Annotated in this window: 21 protein-coding genes and 1 riboswitch; of the genes, 5 read left to right on the forward strand and 16 right to left on the reverse strand. The window is 58.1% G+C overall.

The features are described 5' to 3' along the window. Complete coding sequence (locus ACR0EV_RS13635; RefSeq protein WP_480800588.1) at window positions 1-849, reverse strand: peptidylprolyl isomerase; 849 nt, start codon at window positions 847-849, stop codon at window positions 1-3. A 176-nt stretch (window positions 850-1025) separates the two neighbouring features. Here ACR0EV_RS13635 and secA point away from each other — a divergent pair, with 176 nt between their 5' ends. The 3 genes from secA to ACR0EV_RS13650 all read left to right on the forward strand — a co-directional run bounded on the left by secA (window position 1026) and on the right by ACR0EV_RS13650 (window position 6336). Then, window positions 1026-3743 carry a preprotein translocase subunit SecA gene (gene secA / locus ACR0EV_RS13640; protein WP_480800589.1) on the forward strand — a complete coding sequence of 906 codons (2718 nt, stop codon included), beginning with the start codon at window positions 1026-1028 and terminating at the stop codon, window positions 3741-3743. 100 nt (window positions 3744-3843) lie between these two features. Further along, window positions 3844-4761, forward strand: coding sequence for a hypothetical protein (locus ACR0EV_RS13645; protein WP_480800590.1), 918 nt, complete (start codon window positions 3844-3846; stop codon window positions 4759-4761). A gap of 24 nt (window positions 4762-4785) precedes the next feature. After that, a complete protein-coding gene (locus ACR0EV_RS13650) occupies window positions 4786-6336 on the forward strand; it encodes a phosphate ABC transporter substrate-binding/OmpA family protein (protein WP_480800591.1) in 1551 nt (516 codons plus the stop codon). Window positions 6337-6339: 3 nt separating this feature from the next. Here the strand turns inward: ACR0EV_RS13650 and radC are convergent, their stop codons facing one another. The 14 genes from radC to ACR0EV_RS13720 all read right to left on the reverse strand — a co-directional run bounded on the left by radC (window position 6340) and on the right by ACR0EV_RS13720 (window position 18026). Further along, entirely contained in the window at window positions 6340-7095 is a 756-nt protein-coding gene (radC, locus tag ACR0EV_RS13655) for a RadC family protein (protein ID WP_480800592.1), read from the reverse strand. Window positions 7096-7130: 35 nt separating this feature from the next. After that, the gene (locus ACR0EV_RS13660; RefSeq protein WP_480800593.1) at window positions 7131-7865 is read right to left on the reverse strand and encodes an ABC transporter permease; all 735 of its coding nucleotides are present in this window, start codon (window positions 7863-7865) and stop codon (window positions 7131-7133) included. Then, complete coding sequence (locus ACR0EV_RS13665; protein ID WP_480800594.1) at window positions 7862-8590, reverse strand: ABC transporter ATP-binding protein; 729 nt, start codon at window positions 8588-8590, stop codon at window positions 7862-7864. The genes ACR0EV_RS13660 and ACR0EV_RS13665 overlap by 4 nt, the downstream gene beginning before the upstream one ends. Further along, window positions 8587-9261: a thiaminase II gene (gene tenA / locus ACR0EV_RS13670; protein ID WP_480800595.1), complete on the reverse strand. Its 675-nt coding sequence runs from the start codon at window positions 9259-9261 to the stop codon at window positions 8587-8589. The genes ACR0EV_RS13665 and tenA overlap by 4 nt, the downstream gene beginning before the upstream one ends. Continuing rightward, window positions 9258-10193, reverse strand: coding sequence for an ABC transporter substrate-binding protein (locus ACR0EV_RS13675; protein ID WP_480800596.1), 936 nt, complete (start codon window positions 10191-10193; stop codon window positions 9258-9260). The genes tenA and ACR0EV_RS13675 overlap by 4 nt, the downstream gene beginning before the upstream one ends. Before the next feature lie 20 nt (window positions 10194-10213). After that, entirely contained in the window at window positions 10214-11179 is a 966-nt protein-coding gene (locus tag ACR0EV_RS13680; protein WP_480800597.1) for a HesA/MoeB/ThiF family protein, read from the reverse strand. Then, window positions 11176-11772 carry a thiamine phosphate synthase gene (locus ACR0EV_RS13685; protein ID WP_480800598.1) on the reverse strand — a complete coding sequence of 199 codons (597 nt, stop codon included), beginning with the start codon at window positions 11770-11772 and terminating at the stop codon, window positions 11176-11178. Before ACR0EV_RS13685 ends, ACR0EV_RS13680 begins: the two co-directional genes overlap by 4 nt. Continuing rightward, window positions 11769-12533, reverse strand: a complete 765-nt coding sequence (locus tag ACR0EV_RS13690) for a thiazole synthase (protein WP_480800599.1) — start codon at window positions 12531-12533, stop codon at window positions 11769-11771. The genes ACR0EV_RS13685 and ACR0EV_RS13690 overlap by 4 nt, the downstream gene beginning before the upstream one ends. A gap of 2 nt (window positions 12534-12535) precedes the next feature. After that, the gene (thiS, locus tag ACR0EV_RS13695) at window positions 12536-12730 is read right to left on the reverse strand and encodes a sulfur carrier protein ThiS (protein ID WP_171092897.1); all 195 of its coding nucleotides are present in this window, start codon (window positions 12728-12730) and stop codon (window positions 12536-12538) included. Further along, window positions 12714-13691, reverse strand: coding sequence for a glycine oxidase ThiO (gene thiO / locus ACR0EV_RS13700; protein ID WP_480800600.1), 978 nt, complete (start codon window positions 13689-13691; stop codon window positions 12714-12716). The genes thiS and thiO overlap by 17 nt, the downstream gene beginning before the upstream one ends. Beyond that, window positions 13688-14491 (reverse strand): bifunctional hydroxymethylpyrimidine kinase/phosphomethylpyrimidine kinase, encoded by an 804-nt coding sequence (gene thiD, locus ACR0EV_RS13705; RefSeq protein ID WP_480800601.1) that lies wholly within the window; start codon window positions 14489-14491, stop codon window positions 13688-13690. Before thiD ends, thiO begins: the two co-directional genes overlap by 4 nt. 44 nt (window positions 14492-14535) lie before the next feature. Beyond that, a riboswitch (TPP riboswitch) is annotated at window positions 14536-14642 on the reverse strand. 209 nt (window positions 14643-14851) lie between these two features. Beyond that, the gene (locus tag ACR0EV_RS13710; protein ID WP_480800602.1) at window positions 14852-16120 is read right to left on the reverse strand and encodes an ABC transporter permease subunit; all 1269 of its coding nucleotides are present in this window, start codon (window positions 16118-16120) and stop codon (window positions 14852-14854) included. Next, window positions 16117-16923 (reverse strand): taurine ABC transporter ATP-binding protein, encoded by an 807-nt coding sequence (locus ACR0EV_RS13715; protein WP_171092888.1) that lies wholly within the window; start codon window positions 16921-16923, stop codon window positions 16117-16119. Before ACR0EV_RS13715 ends, ACR0EV_RS13710 begins: the two co-directional genes overlap by 4 nt. 101 nt (window positions 16924-17024) lie before the next feature. Further along, on the reverse strand, window positions 17025-18026 hold the full coding sequence (locus tag ACR0EV_RS13720; RefSeq protein WP_171092887.1) for a taurine ABC transporter substrate-binding protein: 1002 nt from the start codon (window positions 18024-18026) through the stop codon (window positions 17025-17027). A gap of 291 nt (window positions 18027-18317) precedes the next feature. Between ACR0EV_RS13720 and ACR0EV_RS13725 the strand changes: the two genes are divergently transcribed. Then, window positions 18318-19106, forward strand: coding sequence for an IclR family transcriptional regulator (locus tag ACR0EV_RS13725; RefSeq protein WP_480800603.1), 789 nt, complete (start codon window positions 18318-18320; stop codon window positions 19104-19106). Window positions 19107-19154: 48 nt separating this feature from the next. Continuing rightward, on the forward strand, window positions 19155-20459 hold the full coding sequence (locus ACR0EV_RS13730) for an NAD(P)/FAD-dependent oxidoreductase (protein ID WP_480800604.1): 1305 nt from the start codon (window positions 19155-19157) through the stop codon (window positions 20457-20459). Window positions 20460-20534: 75 nt separating this feature from the next. Here the strand turns inward: ACR0EV_RS13730 and dnaJ are convergent, their stop codons facing one another. Beyond that, entirely contained in the window at window positions 20535-21683 is a 1149-nt protein-coding gene (dnaJ, locus tag ACR0EV_RS13735) for a molecular chaperone DnaJ (protein WP_171234665.1), read from the reverse strand. Window position 21684: the final 1 nt, after the last annotated feature.

Below are 21684 nucleotides of genomic sequence, written 5' to 3' on the forward strand. Positions count from 1 at the left end.
TTACTCCTGAATCAGATCCAGTTGACGCATGATTTCGGGGCCTGCACCTTCCAATGCGGGACGCTCGATCTGGGCCTGCTGCGTCAGCTCATCGATGCGGGCCTGAATGACCTCTTGCTGGATCGTCTGCACAAGCTCTTCGCGCACCACGTCCAATTCAGGCGCTTCGGTCTTGCGCTTGTCGTTCAGCTTGACCAAATGCCAGCCAAATTGGGTCTGAACCGGATCCGAGATCTGCCCTTTTTCCAGCGCGATCACAGCGCCTTCGAATTCGGGTACCATCTGGCCTTTACCGAACCAGCCCAGCGCACCCCCGTTGGGGCCAGACGGGCCGGTCGAGTTCTCGCGTGCAAGCTCGGCAAAGTCGGCACCGTCATCCAACTGCGCCTTAAGCTCTTTTGCTTTTTCCTCGGTCTCGACCAGAATATGGCTGGCATCGAATTCATCTTCGCCTGCGAAATCATTGAACTGAGCATCATAGGCGGCCTGAATGGCCTCATCCGTGACGGCAGCTTCTGTCAGCGCATTGACGGTTTGTACCGCACGCAAAGAGCGTTTTTCATTTTCCAACCGCAGGGCGTTTTCGGTGGTCAGATCTTCCTGTTGCTGTCCCAGCAATTGTTGCTGAATCATCTGCTCCAGCACAAAGTCATACAGAACATCATCTTCAGCCTGCAGATACTGCGGCGGCAGCGCCGCAACGGTCGCAATCAAGTGACCGAGTGTGATTTCATCGCCATTCACGCGCGCCACAACTGTGGATGCATCGGGCTGGGTTTCGGCGGCCAGCGGCAGCGCCATCATGGCAGTCAGAGCCAGCGATGGCAGAAAAGTGAGGCCTTTGGGCATTGAATCATCCTATTTCCTTGCCGCGACAGGGCGCAGCGTTGACACTCTGGAACCTGCCGCTTACATCGCTTTGAAGCCTTGGACAGGGCCGCCTTTCACCCCCCGTATCTATGGGTTGCGCGCAAGGTGGGCAAGCCTGTCGAAACCAAGACAAGAACAGATCCGCTGGAGTGAACATGCTGGGACTCGGAACGCTCGCCAAAAAGGTGTTCGGAACACCGAACGACCGCAAGATCAAGGCGACCCGCCCCCTGATCGAAAAGATCAACGCATTGGAGCCAGAGTTCGAAAAACTGTCGGATCAGGGCCTGATCGACAAGACCGAAGACCTGCGCAAGCGCGCGCTGGATGGCGAAAGCCTGGATGATTTGCTGCCCGAAGCCTTTGCCAACGTGCGCGAAGGTGCCAAGCGTGCTTTGGGCCTGCGTGCCTTTGACGTGCAATTGATGGGCGGCAGTTTCCTGCATCAGGGCAATATCTCGGAAATGAAAACGGGGGAAGGTAAGACGTTGGTCGCGACCTTCCCTGCCTATCTGAACGCGCTGACCGGCAAGGGCGTGCATGTGGTCACGGTGAACGAATACCTGGCCAAGCGCGACTCGGAGTGGATGGGCAAAGTGTTTGCCGCCGTGGGCATGACCACAGGCGTGATCTGGTCGGGTCAGCCCGATGATGAAAAGATGGCCGCTTACAAGTGCGACATCACCTACGCCACCAACAACGAACTAGGTTTCGATTATCTGCGCGACAACATGAAAGCAGATCTGGAACAGGTTTATCAGAAATACCACAACTTCGCGATTGTGGACGAAGTCGACTCGATTCTGATCGACGAGGCGCGGACGCCGCTGATCATCTCGGGGCCCGCGCAGGACCGTTCGGATCTGTACACCGCGATTGATGCTCTGATCCCAACACTCAGCGATGACCATTTCAGTTTGGATGAAAAGTCGCGCAACGTGACGTTCACGGATGAGGGCAACGAGTTTCTGGAAGCTCAGTTGATTGAAGCCGGGCTGATACCAGAAGGCCATTCCCTGTACGACCCGGAAAGCACAACAGTCGTGCACCACGTGAATCAGGGCCTGCGCGCACACAAGTTGTTCCAACGCGACAAAGACTACATCGTGCGTGACGGCAACGTTGTTCTGATCGACGAGTTCACCGGGCGCATGATGCCGGGCCGCCGTTTGTCTGAAGGTCTGCACCAGGCGATTGAGGCCAAGGAAGGCGTGCAGATCCAACCTGAAAACGTGACGCTGGCCAGCGTAACCTTCCAAAACTATTTCCGCCTGTATGACAAACTGGGCGGCATGACCGGGACCGCCTTGACCGAGGCCGAGGAGTTTCAGGAAATCTATGGGCTTGGCGTGGTTGAGGTTCCGACCAACAAACCAATCGCACGAATTGACGAGGATGATCAGGTCTATCGCACCGCTATGGAAAAGTACGGTGCAATGATCGGCGAAACCCAAAAGGCGCAGGAAAAAGGTCAACCGGTTCTGCTGGGCACCACGTCGATTGAGAAGTCTGAATTGCTGAGCCAAATGCTGACCAAAGAAGGCATCGAGCACAATGTTCTGAACGCCCGTCAGCACGAGCAAGAGGCGCAAATCGTTGCTGATGCAGGCCGTTTGGGTGCGGTGACCATCGCAACCAATATGGCCGGTCGCGGTACCGACATTCAGCTGGGCGGAAACGTCGAGATGAAGGTTCTGAAGGCACTGGCCGAAAACCCCGAGGCTGATCCATCTGAACTGCGGGCTGCAGAAGAAGCACGCCACGCCGAGGAAAAAGAAAAGGTTCTGGCGGCAGGCGGCCTCTACGTCATGGCGTCTGAACGGCACGAAAGCCGCCGCATCGACAACCAGCTGCGCGGTCGTTCAGGCCGTCAGGGCGATCCGGGCCGCACCGTGTTCTACCTGAGCCTCGAAGACGACCTGATGCGCATCTTTGGTTCGGAACGCCTGGACAAGGTACTGACTACGCTGGGCATGAAAGAAGGCGAGGCGATCGTCCACCCTTGGGTGAACAAGTCGCTGGAACGCGCGCAGTCCAAGGTCGAAGGTCGCAACTTTGACATGCGCAAGAATGTTCTCAAGTTCGACGACGTGATGAACGATCAGCGTAAGGTGATCTTTAGCCAGCGCCGCGAAATCATGTCGGCCAATGACCTGTCCGAGATCGTCTCGGATATGCGCGAACAGGTGATCGATGACCTGATCGACGAATATATGCCGCCAAAGTCCTATGCGGACCAGTGGGATACAGACGGGCTGCATGAAGCGATCAAAGACAAGCTGACCGTCGACGCGCCGGTTCAGGACTGGGCCGCTGAGGAAGGCGTGGACGACGAACAGGTTCGCGAGCGACTCATCAAGACCGCGGATGAAATGATGGCGCAAAAGGCCGTCGCCTTTGGTCCGGAAAACATGCGCAACATCGAAAAACAGGTATTGCTGCAAACCATCGACAGCAAATGGCGCGAGCACTTGTTGACGCTGGAACATCTGCGTTCGGTTGTCGGTTTTCGCGGTTACGCCCAGCGCGATCCGCTGAACGAATACAAAAACGAAAGCTTCCAGCTGTTCGAAGGGATGCTGGACAGCTTGCGCGAAACCGTCACGCAGCAATTGTCGCGCGTGCGCCCTCTGACTGAGGAAGAGCAGAAAGAGATGCTTGCCCAGATGGCCGCACAACAGGCACAGGCGCAGCAGGCGGTGGACAAAGCCGCTGGTCAGGCCGAAGCCAAGGCCGAAGCTGCGGCATCTGGCGACGCACTGCCAGGGTTTGATGAGACAGACCCGTCAACTTGGGGCAACCCGTCGCGGAACGACCCCTGTCCCTGCGGGTCCGGCAAGAAGTTCAAACATTGCCATGGCAGATTGACCTGACGTCAACACCAGCTGATCACAATGAGTCCGCCTCGCGGCCACAAATTGGCCGCGATTCGTAGCGAGAGTGCAAGCTGCTCCTTCAACTGGGGAGGGTGTCTTGTTTGTAGTTCGCAACTACGTGACCATGTGCGGAACGGTCGCTTGTGCTTTGGGCATCGGCTACCTGATGCAAAACGGATCGTCTGCGCAGCACAACGCCGCGCAGGATGGTGTCGATGTCGCGTCGGCATCAGAACAGTCTTCGGTTTTGTCCGGGCTGCAGGATATCGTTTTGACTTCGGCCGCACCGTCTGACTCAATTCCTAGCAACGCAGCTCCGACACCTCGCGGGGTTCCCTCCGCCTTCAGACCGACAGACTGCAACATCAGCGCCCGCGCTGCCGCTGTTCCGGGCGCGATGGCCCGTCTGACACTTAAAGCGCCTTGTAACGCGGAAGAGCGGGTTGAGATCCATCATAGCGGCCTGACGGTTAGTCAGATGACTGACGCGTCCGGCGCACTGCAAATGACGATCCCGGCCTTGTCGGAATATGCGATTTTTCTGATTTCATTCGAAGACGAAAGCGGCACTGTCGCCACCACTCACGTTTCTGACATTGCCAAGTACAATCGTGTTGCGCTGCAATGGCAGGGTGAGACCGAATTGCAAATCCACGCTCTCGAGTTTGGCGCCAGCTATGGCGGCGATGGCCACGTGTGGGATGATGCTTCGGCGCAAGGGACGGGTGACATTGTGCGACTTGGTCAACAAGGACTGAGCAAAACGCAGAATATCGAGGTTTATTCCTTCCCGGCCGGCGCGTCAGATCAGTCTGGCACAATCGATCTGACGGTCGAGGCGGAAGTGACCGAGGCAAATTGCGGGCATACCCTGAACGTGCAAGCGTTAGAGCTTTTGTCCGACCGCCGCCTACGGTCCCGCGACATGTCGCTGGACCTGCCCGATTGTTCACACGCAGGTGAGTTTCTAGTGTTGAATAATCTGCTCTCAGACCTGACAATCGCGGCAAAGTAATCCGCAGGCAGGTTTGACTCTCTTATGACATTGTTCCGTGTAGCGGCAGCTGCGCTGATTTCATTTACCACCGGCGCTTTGGCGCAGGACATCACGCTGACGTCGCATGACGGCAAGGTCGAAGTAACCGGCAATCTGCTGGGCTTTGACGGCGAATTTTATCGCGTCGAGACGCAGTTTGGCACACTCACAGTGGATGGGTCTGGCGTCACCTGCGACGGCCCCGCCTGCCCAAACCTGACGGATTTTGTGGCAGAGCTGTGGTTTTCCGGCTCATCCGTTATGGCTGAAACGGTTCTTCCTGCATTGATCATCGGGTTCGCGCAGCAGGAGAACCTGACTGCAACCCCCGCCCGCGTGGATTCAGACAGTTTTGTCTATGAACTCAAACAGACCAACCGTTCTGCACCGCTGGCACGGTTTTATTTTGATGTCGGAACGACTGCACGTGGATTCAGTGATCTTGTTGCAGATCAGACGGACATCGTGATGGCCCAGCGGGAGGTGCGCGAGTCAGAACGAGAGGAAGCCGAAGCCGCAGGTCTGGGTGATCTGAAACTGGCACGGCGCTCGCGCGTCATTGCGTTGGACGCAATGGTCCCGGTGGTTGCTGCCGACAGCATGATGCAGCAAATCTCGATGGCGGACTTGGCCCGCGTTCTATCCGGGGATGTGACCAATTGGATGGATTTGGGCGGCCCGAACGCGCCGATTGCTTTGCATGTCCCGGAAACAGGATCCGGGCTTTCGCAAGCTGTTGAAGACCAGGTTTTGAAAACCGTGGACGCAGAGTTGTCACCGACAGCGATCCCGCACAGCCGAATCCGAGAACTGACAGATGCTGTGGCCAAAGACCCCTTTTCCATTGGGATAGCCAGCAAAGCCACAGCTGATGCCACGCGCGCCCTGCCGTTGACCGGAGGCTGCGGTCATCCGCTTGCCGCCACCCGACAATCAATCAAGACCGAGGATTATCCGTTGACACTGCCGATGTTCCTCTACTTGCCGGATCGGCGGCTGCCGCGGATTGCGCGGCAGTTTCTGGCATATACCCAAAGCCCCGGGGCGCAGATGGCGATACGGGGCGCTGGTTATGTGGACCAATCGCCCGAAACTCTGCCAATTGACATACAGGGTGACCGGCTTGCCAACGCCATTGTCACCGGCGGCGCTGAGGTAGAGCTGGAAGAATTGCAGCGCATGATAGAAACGCTGCGTCCGCTATCGCGCCTGTCCTTATCCGTTCGGTTTGAAACCGGATCCTCGCGGCCCGATGCGCAATCTCGCTCAAACATCCAACACTTGGCGCAAATGCTTGAAACCGGAACGCTGAAGGCTCGTAAGTTGGTGTTTGCTGGCTTCAGCGACGGTGACGGAGGGGCGGCTGCCAATGCCCGCATCGCCTTGCGGCGCGCGCAAACCGTGCGAAATACTGTGCTGGCGGCCGTGGAATCGTCATTTCCCGAGGGTATCGAGATTTCAGCCGAAGGCTTTGGTGAAGCGATGCCAATGGCCTGCGATGACACCGAATGGGGCCGCAAAGTTAACCGTCGTGTCGAAATCTGGGTGCAGTAGGTGTCACAAGTACCCTTCCGACCGAAAGCTCAATTCGGTCGATTTCCCGATGATCAGGTGATCGTGCAAGGTTAGGCCCAACGCCGAGCACGCATCCTGAATACGGTAGGTCATATCTATATCCGACTGCGAAGGCGTCGGGTCACCAGACGGATGGTTATGGACCAAAATCAAAGCCGAAGCATTCAGCTCCAGCGCCCGTTTGGCCACCTCGCGCGGATAGACCGGCACATGATCAACAGTGCCTTTGGCCTGTTCCTCATCCGCGATCAGAACGTTTTTACGATCCAGATAGAACACGCGAAACTGCTCGGTTTCACGATGGGCCATGGTGGTATGACAATAATTCAGTAGCGCATCCCAGCCCGATATCACATGCCGCTGCATCACCCGCGCACGGGCCATCCTGTGGGCGCAAGCCTCAAGGATTTTCAGATCAGTGATCACGGTATCACCCACGCCCTTGATCTGGCGCAGTCGTTCTTCGGGCGCGGTCAACACGCGGTTGAAATCGCCAAACGTATCCATCAACGCACGTGCCAGCGGCTTCACGTCCTGCCGGGGGATGGACCGGAACAGCACCAGTTCCAACAACTCGTAATCCGGCATCGCCGCTGACCCGCCTGCCATGAACCTTTCGCGCAGCCGCTTGCGATGGTCTTTGATGTAGGAGGGTAACCGACCAGAGGGCAGCGGCTGCGCGGGCGCTTCATCCGTGTCAAACAGCATAGGGGCTTCGGCAAAGGCGTTCTGGGTCATAGCTTCACCCTGACGCAGAATCGGTTTCCGATTGGTTAACGCGCCTCGCCTGCCATGCGCGCGGTGGCGCGGCGGACAATCATGTGCAGAAGGATCGAAAACACACCCAGCGTCAGCATCGCGGCAAACATCAGGTCGGTCTTGGCGCGACCATTGGCCAGCAGCATCAGATAGCCCAAACCTTGCGACGAGCCGACCCATTCGCCAATCACCGCCCCGATCGGAGCATACACCGCCGCCAGACGCATCCCCGAAGCCAGCGAAGGCAGCGCCGCCGGAATACGGATGTGCCACAGCACCGACCGTTTGCTGGCCTGCATGGTGCGTGCCAGATCCAGATAGCCCGGAGGCGTGCGCATCAAACCGTCAAAGAAAGACGAGGTGATCGGGAAATAGATGATCAGCACCGCCATCGCGACCTTGGACCACAGACCATAGCCAAGCCACAGGGTCAGCAATGGTGCCAGCGCAAAAACCGGCAGCGCTTGCGTGAAAACCAACATTGGCTGCACCAAGACCCGCGCAGCACGCGAATTCGCCAATTGAAGTGCTGTGATGACGCCCAGAACCGTTCCGACAGCCAAGCCTATGACAACTTCAACTGCGGTGATCCACGCATGTTCGGTGATCACCCATCTGTTTTGCCACCATGTTTCGGCCACCAAAGCGGGGCCGGGCAGGATAAACTTTGGCAACCCGGTCAGGCTTACGATGCCCTGCCAAATCACCAGTGCAAACAGAGTCGCAGCCAATGCGGACAGGTACTTCATACCCGGTCCTCCCGCAGAAGTCGCAGCAAGGCGCCCTGAGTTTCCAGTGTTTCCAAGTCGTCCACGCTGCGCGGGGCCGGAGCATGAGGCGGGTCGCAAGAGGTCAGACCATGTTCGGTCATGACAACAATGGATTGCCCCAAGCGCGCGGCTTCACCTGGGTCATGCGTGACCAGAAGAACGGTTCGCCCCGCCAGCGCCTCGGCGGCCAAATCCTGCATGTCGGCACGGGTCCGGGCGTCGAGCGCTGAAAAGGGCTCGTCCAGCAGAACGATGGGCCGGTCTTCCATCAGCGTACGGGCCAGCGCGACACGCTGCCTTTGTCCCCCCGACAACTCGGCCGGTTTTTTGGTCATATGATCCTGCAGGCGCATCCGTTTGATCAGGCGGTCACGCCGATCCAGATCAGGCTTTTCGCCCCGCAACCGCGCACCAAGAGAGACGTTTTGTGCCACAGTCGCCCAGGGCAACAGTAGGTCGTCCTGTGCCATGTAAGCCACCCGATCCGAGACCGGCAAGCCGTCGCTTGCTGTGATCTGGCCCGAAAACTCGGCCCCGGTTTCCAGTCCGGCAATCAACCGCAATACAGTGGTTTTTCCCACGCCCGATCCGCCCAGCAAACAGGTCCATGCCCCTGCCCCAAGGGTAAGGGTCAACGGAGCGAACAAGGTTGCGCCGTCGATTTTAGCAGACCCGTTTATGGTCAGATCAGGCGCAGGGGTCACGGGGTCAGTCCCATTTGCCAGAAATTCACTTCCAATTCCGTCGCCGTTCGGAAGGTTTGGCACAAACGATCCCAGCGGGGCGCAGATTCAAAATCCACCCCAAGTCGCCTTGTTAGAGCCGAATCCAGCAACTCACCTACCGCTTGGCATGCGCCTTGATACTCTTCACCGGCATAGGTGTTGATCCAGTCGCGATAGGTATCGGACGTCGCTTCCTCCGCCAGCCGCGCACCGATCTCGCCATAGCCCATAACGCAGGGGGCCAACGCTGCCAGCAGGTCCAGCAGATCGCCGCTGTATCCCGCTTCGAGGACGAACCGTGTATATGCAAGATTTTCGGCGCGTTCGGGGGTGGCGAACAATTCATCCTGTGAGATTCCAGCAGCCTCACAGATACCGATGTGCAGTTGCATTTCTTCCGCGACCAAAGCGTTCACGGTGCCAACCGCTGTCAGCATTTCGGAATGCGTTTCCGATTTCACTACTGCCAAAGCCCAGGCACGAGAAAAATGGATCAGAAACACGTAATCCTGTCGCAGATAGTGAAGAAACGCCTCACGCGGCAGCGTGCCGTCTTTCATTCCTTCGACAAAGGCGTGGCGGGTATAGTCCCGCCACGGCCCTTGCGCCGCGTCACGCATCAGTGTGAAGGCTTTGCCATACCCGCTCATTGCGCGGTCACATCGATGGTCAGATCACTGACCGGAAGGATGCTATCGATCATGCCGCTTTCGTTCAGGAACGCCTCGAACCGGGCATAGCGACCGGCATCAAAGCCTGCGGGGCGCAGTGCAAAGCGTGGCAGCGTGTCGACCCAGGCGCGGGCGTTCAACTCATCTTGCAGTTCAGGTGACGTGCTTGCGAAGATCTCCCAGCTTTTTTCCGGGTTGTTGACGATATACTGGGTCGCCTTTTCGGTCGCGGCCAAAAAGCGGGCGATCTTGTCTTTGTCCATCGTCTCGGGGTTGGCGACATAAATCAGTTCGTCGTAGGATGGCACGCCTTCTTCCTCGATGTAAAAACAAGTGCCCGGACGACCTTCGATATCCATCTGGTTGAGTTCAAAGTTGCGGTAAGCCCCGATAACCGCATCGACCTGGCCAGTCATCAGCGAAGGCGAGAGCGAGAAGTTGACGTTGATCAGCTCCACATCGTCCAGAGCAACGTCATATTTGCCCAGAACGGTGCCGAGGATGGCCTCTTCAACTCCAGCAACCGAGAAACCGATCTTCTTGCCCTTGAGGTCGGCGGGCGAATTGATCGGACCGTCTTCCAACACCAGAAGGCAGTTCAAGGGTGTTGCAACCAGTGTGCCAACGCGTTTCAGGGGCAGGCCCTCGTGGATTTGCAGATGCAACTGGGGCTGATACGACACGGCCAGTTCTGCCTGACCAGCAGCTACCAGACGCGGCGGGGCGGACGGGTCCGCAGGTGGGACGATTTCAACCTCAAGCCCTTGCTCGGCGAAATAGCCGTTTTCCTGTGCCACAATAATAGGGCCGTGGTCAGGGTTGATGAACCAATCCAGCAGAACGGTCATCTTGTCTTCGGCCCAAGCTGGCGCGGCGGCCAGAAGGGCAATGGCTGTCATCAGCTTTTTCATGTCTCGCGTTTCCTTTTCGCTCACGAGGTTGAGGCCGCGACAAGGACTATCTCGCCGGGCCAATCTGGTTGTAACTGTTCGGCGGCGCGCCAAGACCGCAGGCCTGTGGCGCAGCAAAGTGCAAGCTTTTTTCCTTTTTTAGGGTCTATTCGATGAAGCTCATCCGGCAATAAGCGAGCGGCGTTTGGATGGGCTGGAATCGGCGCTTCTTCGATGCCGCGCAGCTCAACGATCTGGTCGGCATCCGTCAGTTGACTGGCAGACAGGAACCGAAAGCATGTATTCGGCTCGGGTGCATCGTCAAACCGGAACCCTGTGCTGCGCAGGGTACGCGCGTCATACTGCACCATCTGCCCCAAAGGTGAGGGTTCCAACCCAAGGATCAGGTTCAGCACCATCTGTGCCTGCACCGCCCCGATCACGCCAACCACCGGACCCAGAACGCCCGCAGTCGCGCAGCTGGCCCCACTGTCCGGCGCATCCGGGAACACGGCACGCAGAGATGGCGCACCGCCACAGAACCCGCCAACATAGCCCGAAAGCCCCAGAACCGAGGCGCTGATCAACGGTTTGCCTAGCTCCAGGCACGTGTCCGACAGGATATAGCTGGCCGCGTAACTGTCAGCGCAGTCCAGAACAACATCGGCTTGCGCGACCAGAGAGGCCACATTTTCACTGGTAAGCGCGTGATTGAGAGCGACAACTTCAACCTCGGAATTCAACGCGCGGCACCGGTCGGCAGCCCGCTCTGCTTTGGGCTGTCCGCAATTGGCCTCAGCAAACAAGGTTTGACGATGCAAGTTCGACAAATCCACAGTGTCACCATCGACAATCGTGATCTGCCCCACGCCAGCTCCGGCCAAAAGCGGAAGGACCGGCGCGGCCAACCCGCCCGCGCCCACCACCAGAACATGAGCCGAAGACAGGCGACCCTGCCCTGCGGCACCCACTTCGGGCAGTAGCGTCTGACGGGCATAGCGGCTCATCGCGTCGCCTCGATCCACGCGCGCACCCGCGCTTCGGGGTCGGCGTTCAGGGTGATATCCGTCACGACCGAGACAATATCGGCACCAGCTTCCAGCACGCCTGCCGCACGCTCGACACTCATGCCGCCGATGCCAACCAAGGGAATGTCGCCAACGCGTGCCTTCCATTCCGTCACGCGTGGCAGACCCTGCTGATGCCATTTCATCTTTTTCAGGATGGTTGGATAGACGGGCCCTAACGCCACATAATCGGGATCCATGGCAAGTACACGCTCAAGCTCATCATCGTCATGGGTAGAAACACCCAGTTTTAGACCCGCTTTACGGATAGCTTTCAGGTCAGCCTCATCCAGATCCTCTTGCCCAAGGTGAATCCAGTCGCATCCCAGATCGATGGCATGTTGCCAATAATCGTTGATCACCAAAACCGCCCCATGATCACGACACAAATCGCGCGAGGCCGCTATCTGGTCTCGCACACTTTCATCCGGCTGATCCTTGACGCGCAGCTGCACGAGTTTAACGCCCAGAGGCAACATCCGGCGCAGCCAGTCCGAGTGATCGAAGATCGGATAGAAACGGTCCAGAGTCATGACAGGAATGCCTTTCCAACAACAGGGGTAGAAGGTTCAGCCATATCGCGCGCCTCAATCGGGTCCGCCTGATGGGCCAACTGCCCCGCCAGTGTCGCCTGCGCCATCGCTTTGGCCATCAGCACGGGATCTCCGGCACGGGCCACGGCCGTGTTCAGCAGCACAGCATCATAGCCCAGCTCCATCGCGTGGGCCGCATGGCTGGGCAGGCCGATACCGGCATCGACCACCAGTGGAATATCGGGAAATTCGGCCCGCATCGCTCGCAAGGCGTATTCGTTGTTCAGACCACGCCCAGACCCAATGGGCGCGCCCCAAGGCATCAGCACCTCGCACCCCGCTTCCAGCAGGCGCTCGCCCACGATCAGATCGTCGGTGGTATAGGGAAACACCTGAAATCCGTCTTCGGTCAGGATGCGGGCGGCTTCGACCAATTGGAACACATCCGGTTGCAGGCTGTCGGTGTGTCCTATCAGTTCCAGCTTGATCCACGGGGTCTCAAAAACCTCGCGGGCCATGTGGGCCGTAGTCACGGCCTCTTTCACTGTGTGGCAACCAGCCGTGTTAGGTAGGATCAAGACGCCCAATTCCCGGATCATCTGCCAAAAGGTCTGTCCGGCCCCGGATTCGCGGCGCAGGGAAACCGTTGCAACACCCGCACCACTGTCACGGAAAGCCTGCTCCAAAATGGCAGGGCTGGGGTATTGGGCCGTGCCAAGCATCAAAGGGTTGGTCAGTTCGGTTCCGTAGAAGTTCTTCATGCTCACCCCCCCTGCATCGGTGCAACAACTTCGACCCGGTCGCCATCGGCCAGTTTGTGCGCAATGCGCAGGCTGGATGGCACAAAGTCTTCGTTTACGGCGGTAGCGACGCGGCCAGTGAAGCCGCATTCGTCCAGCAGCTCTGCCAGGGTTTCGGCGCGTACGTCGCGCGCCTCTCCGTTAAGCACGATCTTCATCGACCATCTCCGAATGTGTGTTGTCCAACGCCAGATCCGCCACACCCTGCGCCAAAGCCGGGGCCAGCAGATATCCGTGCCGATAGAGCCCATTGGCATAGATTGTCCGACCCAAGCGACGGATGCGGGGCAAATTGTCGGGAAAGGCGGGGCGCAGATCGACGCCGATTTCCAACACCTCAGCCTCACCAAAGGCCGGGTTCAAGGCATAAGCCGCGCTGAGCAGTTCCAGCATGGACCTGGCCGTGATGCGGCTGCTGTCTTCGCTTTCGATCATGGTCGCGCCCAGCATGTAGATGCCATCGCCCCTCGGCACGATGTAAAGCGGCATTCGGGGATGCAAAAGACGCACGGGACGGGTCAGCGTCACGTCGGGGCAGCGTACAACCAGCATCTCACCCTTCACGCCCCGAAGATCATGCAGGTATTCGCGCGCGTGCAGACCGCGGCAGTCGATTGCGTTCTCAAGCTGCGCGGGTGCCAATTTCCGGTGGAATTTCACCCCTTGCTCTTTCAGACCTCGATAGAGGTCCTGCAACGCCTGACGGGGATCAAGGTGGGCTTCCTGGTCAAAGAACAGACCTTTCCCAAAACCGTGCAGATCAGGCTCTAATTCGGCTATTTTCGCGCGATCAGCATCCAGATACGCCTCGGTCCGGCGCGCGAATCTGCGTAGGTCTGGCAGGTCCCGAGTATTGGCGACAACCAGCGTACCGCACCGCTGTACCTGCGTGCGACCCGCCCACCATTCGATGGCTCTTTGACCAAGCCGCAGCACCGGCTCTTCCGCGTTTTCATATTCGCACCAGGGGGCCAGCATACCCCCGGCCCACCACGAACACCCGTGCGGGCCAGGCGGGCCGCCGGGATCAAACACCTGCACCTTCGCGCCGCGCGACACCAGTTCGCTGGCGACGGCCAGACCGGCAACCCCGGCCCCTATGACGGACCAGAGGGTCACTTGGGCCAGACCTGATGGAAATGATGCACCGGGCCATGCCCGGAACCCACGTTCAGCTCATCTGCCCGCGCAATGGCACCTTGCAAATACTCATGCGCCTGCGCAACGGCATCCTTCATCGTCAAACCCTTTGCCAAACCCGCGGCAATCGAGGACGACAAGGTGCATCCGGTCCCATGTGTGTTTTTAGTGTTCCGACGTGGGGCCTGAAACTCAGCCACGATACCCGTCGGGTCAATCAGCAAATCATGACACATCTCGCCCGCACCGTGACCGCCCTTCATCACCACAGTACGCGCACCCAAAGCGCAAAGGGCCTGACCCTGCGCAGCCATCTCCTCGGGCGTTTCGGCCTCTTGGGCATCCAACAGGCAAGCGGCTTCGGGCAGATTTGGTGTCAAAACCGCCGCCATCGGCAACAGCACATCGCGTAAGGTTTGAATTGCCTCTTGCGCCAGCAAGGCGTCACCGGACTTGGCGATCATCACCGGGTCCAGAACAATGGGGCCTTGAAAGTCAGCCAGCCCCTTGGCAACGGTTTGAATGATCTCGGGTGTAGCCAGCATACCGATCTTGACGGCTTTGACGTCCAGATCGCCCAGCACCGCGTGAATTTGCGCCTTGATCACGTCCAGAGGGATACCATGCACCGCTGTGACGGCCTGCGTGTTCTGCGCGGTGACTGCGGTGATCACGCTGGCCCCAAAAACACCAAGTGCTGACATAGCCTTCAGGTCGGCCTGTATCCCGGCACCACCGCCGCTGTCGGATCCCGCAATGGTCAGGGCAATTGCAGCCATGTCGTCGCTCCATCTTCTTAGGGCAACGATGTAGGAAAACTGTCTGCGTTCATAAGACCGTTCCCTACGCCGGAATTGCCCGGATCAGGTTCGATGGGTTAGCGTAGCTGCGCCTCTCAGCCCTGCAATCAGGGCACCCCAACGGTTGGCGCAGACAATCTCAGCCACCGACGCCAAACGCAAGAGCCAATTGGGCGTAATCGGCCTGTAAACTGGATATATCGCTGACCCGTTTTGTCACATGCATAGCCGGGCGACCGGTACAAAGTGAAAGAGGCGCGGCACCCGGGGACCGGGAATCCGCGCCTCTTGATCGGTCTAAAAGCAAACAGACGCGCGTTGACGTCTGATGCAAATCGATCAGCTTTTACCTTTCCAGGGCACCAGAACACGTTCCGCCCAGCGCATCAGCATGTCGATGCCGAAACCGATGACACCAATCAGGATGATACCCATGATCACGATGTCGGTGTTCTGGAATTTCGAGGCAACCATGATCATCATGCCAGCCCCTTTTTCAGCGGCGACCAGTTCGGCAGCCACAACCGTACCCCAGCAAACGCCCATAGCCACCCGCGCGCCGGTGAAGATCTCGGGCAACGAATTGGGAATGATCACATAGCGCATCACCTGCCACTTTGACGCCCCAAGGGAATAGGCCGCGTGTACCTTCGAGATGTTCACGCCGGACACACCAGATCGGGCTGCAATCGCCATGATCCAAAGCGCCGCCAGGAACAACAGGATGATCTTGCCGCCCTCACCGATCCCGGCCCAGATGATCACCAGCGGGATCAGAGCCAGCGGAGGCACCGGGCGCATGAATTCAACGATCGGGTCGAACCACCCACGGAACCAGTTGGAAAGCCCCATGGCATAACCCAGCGGAACACCCACAAGCGATCCCAGCAAGAAGCCCACGATCACGCGGAACAGCGAGTAACCCAAATGCTCCCATAGGGTGAAGTTCCGGAAGCCTTCACTGGCAATCTCACCCAAGCGTTCGAAAACGTTTTCCGGCGCGGGCAGCCAGATCGGCTCCATCTGCCAGCCTTTATCCGGGTCAATATTGAGCGTGCCGCGCTGCGACATGACCACACGGCCGAAATCGGTGTTCACAACGCCACCCGGTTCAATCGGCTGACCATTCACAGCAACGATCTTGGCCCCTTCGTCGCGACCAACCTCATCATTTCGGTCAAGACGGGCTAGCTTGCTGCGATAAGCCTGCACCACTACGGCATCGTCTTTGGCAAATCCGTCGCCGGGTGCAACCTCGGGTTCGTCCACCGGTGCGTCCGCAGGGTGCACGATCACCGTCACCGTTGCGTCATCGGTCTGACCGTCAGCCGTTTCCACTGTGTAGGTGAATGAGCCCTCTCCGACATATGGCCCGGGCGCGTGCAAGAACGACGGCAACAAGGCCGACCCGGTGAACGCGCCCCAAAGCACGAAGATGGCGATGATCGAGATGATTGACGCCTTACGATCCGAGACAACGGCGCTTTCATCGCCGAAAGTGACCGTCTTAAGTGACGTGAAATCATGGCGGTCTGTGCCAGCGGTGACCAATTTGACCACAAAGAAGGCACCGATGAAAATCGCGATATAGATCAGAATGGGGATCATTGCGCTGCCTCCGTCCGACCCATGATTTCTTCTTCCATATCCCAGATCATGCCCAGGATTTCTTCGCGGTTGGTGGCGAAGTCAGGGTGTTTCTTGACCTCACGCAGATCCTGGTCGACGCCCATATCTGCGAAGGGAAGGCGATATTCCTTGTGAATGCGCCCCGGTCTGGGTGCCATCACCAGCAGACGTTCACCCAGCAAAAGCGCTTCTTCCACTGAGTGGGTGATCAGGATGATGGTCTTGCCGGTCTCTTTCCAAAGCTTCAAAACAAGCGATTGCATTTTTTCACGGGTCAGCGCGTCCAGCGCACCCAGCGGTTCGTCCATCAGGATGACATCGGGGTCATTTGCGAGACACCGCGCCAGCGCCACACGCTGCTGCATCCCGCCAGACAGCTCGTAGATCGCCTTTTCCTTGAAGTCCTGAAGGCCCACGACCTCAAGCAGATGATCGACCTCGGCCGCGTATTGCGCTTCCTTCTGGCCCTTCATCCGGGGACCAAAACTTACATTATCTCGCACGCTCATCCATTCGAACAACGCGCCCTTTTGAAACACCATGCCACGTTCGGCATCAGGGCCAGTGACCGTGTGGCCGTTCATCACAATCTGCCCTTCGGTCGGGGCCAGAAAACCTGCAACGATGTTCAGCAGTGTGGTCTTGCCGCAGCCCGAGGGGCCCAGCACGCTCATCAACTCGCCTTCGTTCAGATGCAAGGTGACATCTTTCAACGCCTGCACTGCCGTTCCATTGGGCAAGTCGAAGCGCATGGAGATGTTTTCGATGGATAAACCTGTCATATCCGTCTCTCTTTAGTAGAGGCGCCCTCACGCGCAGGCGGCGCGCCCAATTGCCGGGTAAGCACCGGCGGGCGCATCGAAATGCGCCACGCCGGACCCTGTTACTTGCCGTCGGCAATCGTCATCGGCTCTGTGTTGACCGAGTTGGCATAGCTGTCCAACGCACCGTCGATGCTGCCGGCTTCGACAAACACGTCGGCCACGCCTTTCATAAAGGTCTGCACGTTGCCGCCCAGCCATTTCTCTGACAGCTGATCATCCATGCTGGGGAAGCCCATTGTCCCGATAGCGGCGCGTGCGCCGTCAAGGTCCATACCGGATTCCTTGGCAACAACCTCAAGCATCGCATCACCGCCTGCACCCGAGTTCCAGCGCTCATTTGCATCTGCAGTTACCTGCAGGAACTGTGCGACCAGTTCGGGGTTTTCCGAGATAAAGCTTTCCGGAGACGAGGTTACGTCGAACACCAGAATGCCCAGTTCTTCCTTCTCGGCACCGGTCAACAAAACGTTCCCGTGTTCTTTCATTCGGGACAGACCGCCGCCATATCCGCAGGCGAAATCAACCGCGCCCTGGCTCAGGGCCGCCGCACCTTCGGGCGGGGCCATGTCGACAACTTCAAGGCTGGCCAGGTCGATTCCGAAATGATCCATCTGGCGCAGGAAGCCATAATGCGCCGCTGTACCCAGCGGAACAGCAACCTTTTTGCCTGCCAGTTCGCTGGCGTTTTCCTTGTCGATCTCCAGCGCTTCTGAAACGACGCAGTTGTCATTCTCGGAATACGTCACCGCGACATCGACCACCTGAATCGCCTGACCCGCGGATGCGGCAACAACGAAAGGCGGGATGCCCTGGCTGACCGCAATCTGTACATCGCCCGACGCCATCGCCGCGCTCATGGCGGTGCCGGTTTCAAAGCTTACCCAGTTGACCTTGAGGCCAAGCGCTTCGTCATAAGTTCCGTTGGCTTTGGCTTCCAGCATGGGCAGGGGCCATTCCAGGAAATATGCGACTGTGATTTCTTCCAGATCCTGCGCAAGCACCGCATGGCTTGTCAGCGCAAGCACACTGGTCGCAGCGAGAGTAGCGAGTGTCTTCTTCATAGTATCCTCCGGTTGGGTCACTTTTTGTTTTCAGCGCAAACCGCCGTTTTATTTTTTGAGGGAGCGTTGGTTGCGTCTTGCGACGCGGTGCCGAGTATTTTGCACACCGCTTACTTTGAACCCCTTCGCTCTATCGTTGTGCAGAACAGCTGTTCTGGAATGAAACACTAGAGAGTGCGCATTCTTTCCGTCAACTGTTTATTGTTCAACTATACATAAACAAGCGCTCAAAAGCTTGAAATGAACAAAAACTCGTCGTAGTTCTGCAATGTAGTAGATATGAGATTAGGTATGGCGAGACCCACAGACAGTTCTATCGTCGCAAAATGCGCAAAGATCATGGACGCTCTTACCCATGCGAAACGGCCGATGGTGTTTTCAGACATCGTTGCACAGACGGGCTTTGTCAAAAGTTCGTGCCACCGCGTCCTTGCCGTTCTGCAAAGCGAAGGTCTGGTCGAGTATGAAAAAATCGGCAGAACCTACAAACCCGGGCCACGGTTTCAGGCATGGGCGCGTGCAGGGTTCCGCCACCCCGATCTTCAGCAAGTTGTCGCCGAACCTGTTGACCGCCTCAGCGAAGTGACCGGTATGAACATTGCGCTGTCCGTTCTGGATGGCGATACCATTCTGTACCTGCGAACGTCCAACCACGTCGCGATTCGATATGCTGCGCGAACAGGTGACCATGCGCCGCTACATTGCACAGCCGCAGGCAAGGTTTTCCTGGCGTTTATGACCGAGAAACAGCGCAATTCTGTTCTGGGGTCATCTGGGTTGGAAAAGTTCACCGAGTTCACCAGAACCAGCCTGCCCGAGCTTGAAGCCGATCTGAATGTTGTTCGAAGCCAAGGCTACGCGATGGTCGTCAAAGAAGAATTCTTGCAGGTCATGGGCATGTCCGCCCCGATCTGGAATGAACAGGGTAAAGTAGCCGCCTGCCTGTCCATGTGGACTTTGACGGCCGAGAACACACCCGACGAATTGCGCGCAAATCTCAACCTGCTGAAACAAACCGCCGCCGAGATCTGCGACCAAATCGGAGGCGAGGCCCCGGAAAACTTCGGCTTGACGACCTGAGTGTTACTATCGAATAATGGAATGAATGTTCCGTAATGCGAGAGTAATATGCTTGCAACGCCGCCTGCCGTGGCGACACGGCCAAATTCGCTTTGGGCTACCACGGCACCAAAGAAACCCGATAGCCCGCAATTGTCCGGCGATCTGCATGCGGATGTGGTCGTCATAGGCGCTGGCTTCACTGGTCTACGCGCAGCACTGGCCTTGGCCGAAGCAGGAACGTCTGTTGTTGTGCTTGATGCCGGTGACGTCGGCTGGGGCGCTTCGGGTCGCACCGGCGGGCAGGTCAATCCGATGCTGCCCTTCAACTCGCCCAAGGATCTGCGCCGCATGCTGGGCGAAACTTATTTTGAGCGCCTGACCGAAGCGTCGCTGAATTCCGCAGACGAATTGTTTACCCTGATCGATACCTATCAAATCCCGTGCCAAGCCCGGCAAAAAGGGTGGTTGCGCGTGCTGCATAATGACCGGGCATTGCGCAAGGCCGAGGCAGATGTGAAAGCCTGGAATGATTTTGGCGCAGGAATGGAGATTTTGCGCAGGGATGACCTGCGAATCACGTCGGGCACTGCTGCCTATTCGAGCGGTGTCGTGACCCCACGCGGCGGCGCGGTTCAGCCAATGATGCTGGCACGCGGCGTGGCAAATGCCGCCCAGCAGCGCGGCGTTTCAATTTTCGGAAACAGCGCTGTTACCTCAATGAACAAGGTCGGCAGCAAGTGGCAACTGCGCACGGGTCGCGGCTCGGTCACGTCCGACACTGTGATTGTTGCAACCAACGGCTATACCGGCCCGCTGGTGCCGAAACTACCCAACAGTATCTTGCCCCTGACCCCGATTCAGATCGCAACAAACCCGTTGCCGGAAGACGTCATCGCTTCGATTCTGCCGCAGGGGCACACAATCTCGGACAGCCGACGTATCATCATGTACGCACGGCGAGAGCCGGACAATCGGTTGGTCTACGGTGGGTTGGGGCGTGTGGATGGCGCAGGCAACCTGGGCGGTTTTGATTGGCTTCAACGAGACGCCGAACGCGTTTTCCCTCAGTTGAAAGGAGCCAATTGGTCCCATCGTTGGGGCGGGCGCATCGCGGTCACCGACGACCACCTGCCCCACCTCCATGAACCTCAGCCAGGTCTTTTAATCGGGCTAGGATACAACGGGCGCGGTGTTGCCATGTCACATGTGATGGGCCGTGTTCTGGCCGAGCGTGCGTTGGGGGCTGACCCTGAGTCGCTGACCTTTCCAACAACCCCGGTGCGAACTATGCCCTATCGCCCGTTCAAGGTTGCAGGTCTGGGAACGGCGATCTGGTCGATGCGTTTGATGGATTGGCTGGAAACCAGATAGCGCCAGACGACGCCATGTCGTTTTGGTTTTTTCAACCGCCAAAACGTAAAAGAGGCGGCAATCGCCGCCTCAGTCTCAGCCTTTCATTCCGTCCCAGAAGGATTTCACGGAAGAGAAGAAGCTTTTTGATTCCGGGTGGTTGTCTTCACCCAGATCCTCAAATTCACGCAGCAGCTCTTTCTGACGGCTCGTCAGATTGACCGGAGTTTCCACCGCCAGTTCGATGAACATATCACCAACGCCACCACCACGCAGAGCGGGCATGCCTTTGCCGCGCAGGCGCATTTGGCGACCTGACTGACTGCCTGCCGGAATCTGGACACGCCCCCGCCCGCCATCGATGGTCGGCACTTCGATCGAACCGCCCAGCGCCGCCTTGGCCATGCTGACCGGAACCCGGCAATAAAGGTTTACGCTGTCGCGTTCGAACAGCTTGTGGTCAGAGACCTCGACAAAGATATAGAGATCGCCCGGAGGACCACCGCGCATCCCAGCTTCACCCTCACCAGCCAGTCGAATCCGTGTTCCGGTTTCAACACCGGCCGGAATGTTGACGGACAGGGCACGGTCCTTTTCGACACGACCTGATCCCTGGCAGGATTTGCAGGGGTTCTTGATGATCTGACCCAGCCCCGAACAGGTCGGGCAGGTGCGCTCGACCGTGAAGAAGCCCTGTTGCGCCCGCACCTTGCCCATGCCGGAACAAGTGGGGCAGGTTGTGGGTTCAACACCGCCTTCAGCGCCGGTTCCATCACAGGACGAACAGGCTACGGCGGTGGGGACGTTAATGGTTTTCTGCAGGCCCGAGAACGCCTCTTCCAGCGTCACACGCAGATTGTAGCGCAGGTCCGATCCGCGCGCGGCACGACGACCGCCGCCGCCACCGCGTTGGCCACCCATGAAATCGCCGAACAGATCGTCGAAAACGTCCGAGAACGCGCTCGAGAAGTCGCCCTGACCAAAGCCGCCGCCGGGACGCCCGCCGCCGCCCATGCCATTTTCAAATGCGGCGTGGCCGAAACGGTCGTAAGCTGCCTTTTTGTCGGCGTCGCGCAGCACGTCATAGGCTTCGTTCGCCTCCTTGAACTGCGCCTCGGCATCCGGGTTGTCTTTGTTGCGGTCGGGATGCAATTCCTTGGCTTTCTTGCGAAAACCCTTTTTGATCTCGTCCGCCGATGCACCTTTGGCTACGCCGAGCACATCGTAATAGTCGCGTTTTGACATC

The organism is Ruegeria sp. CF8 (assembly GCF_056537285.1).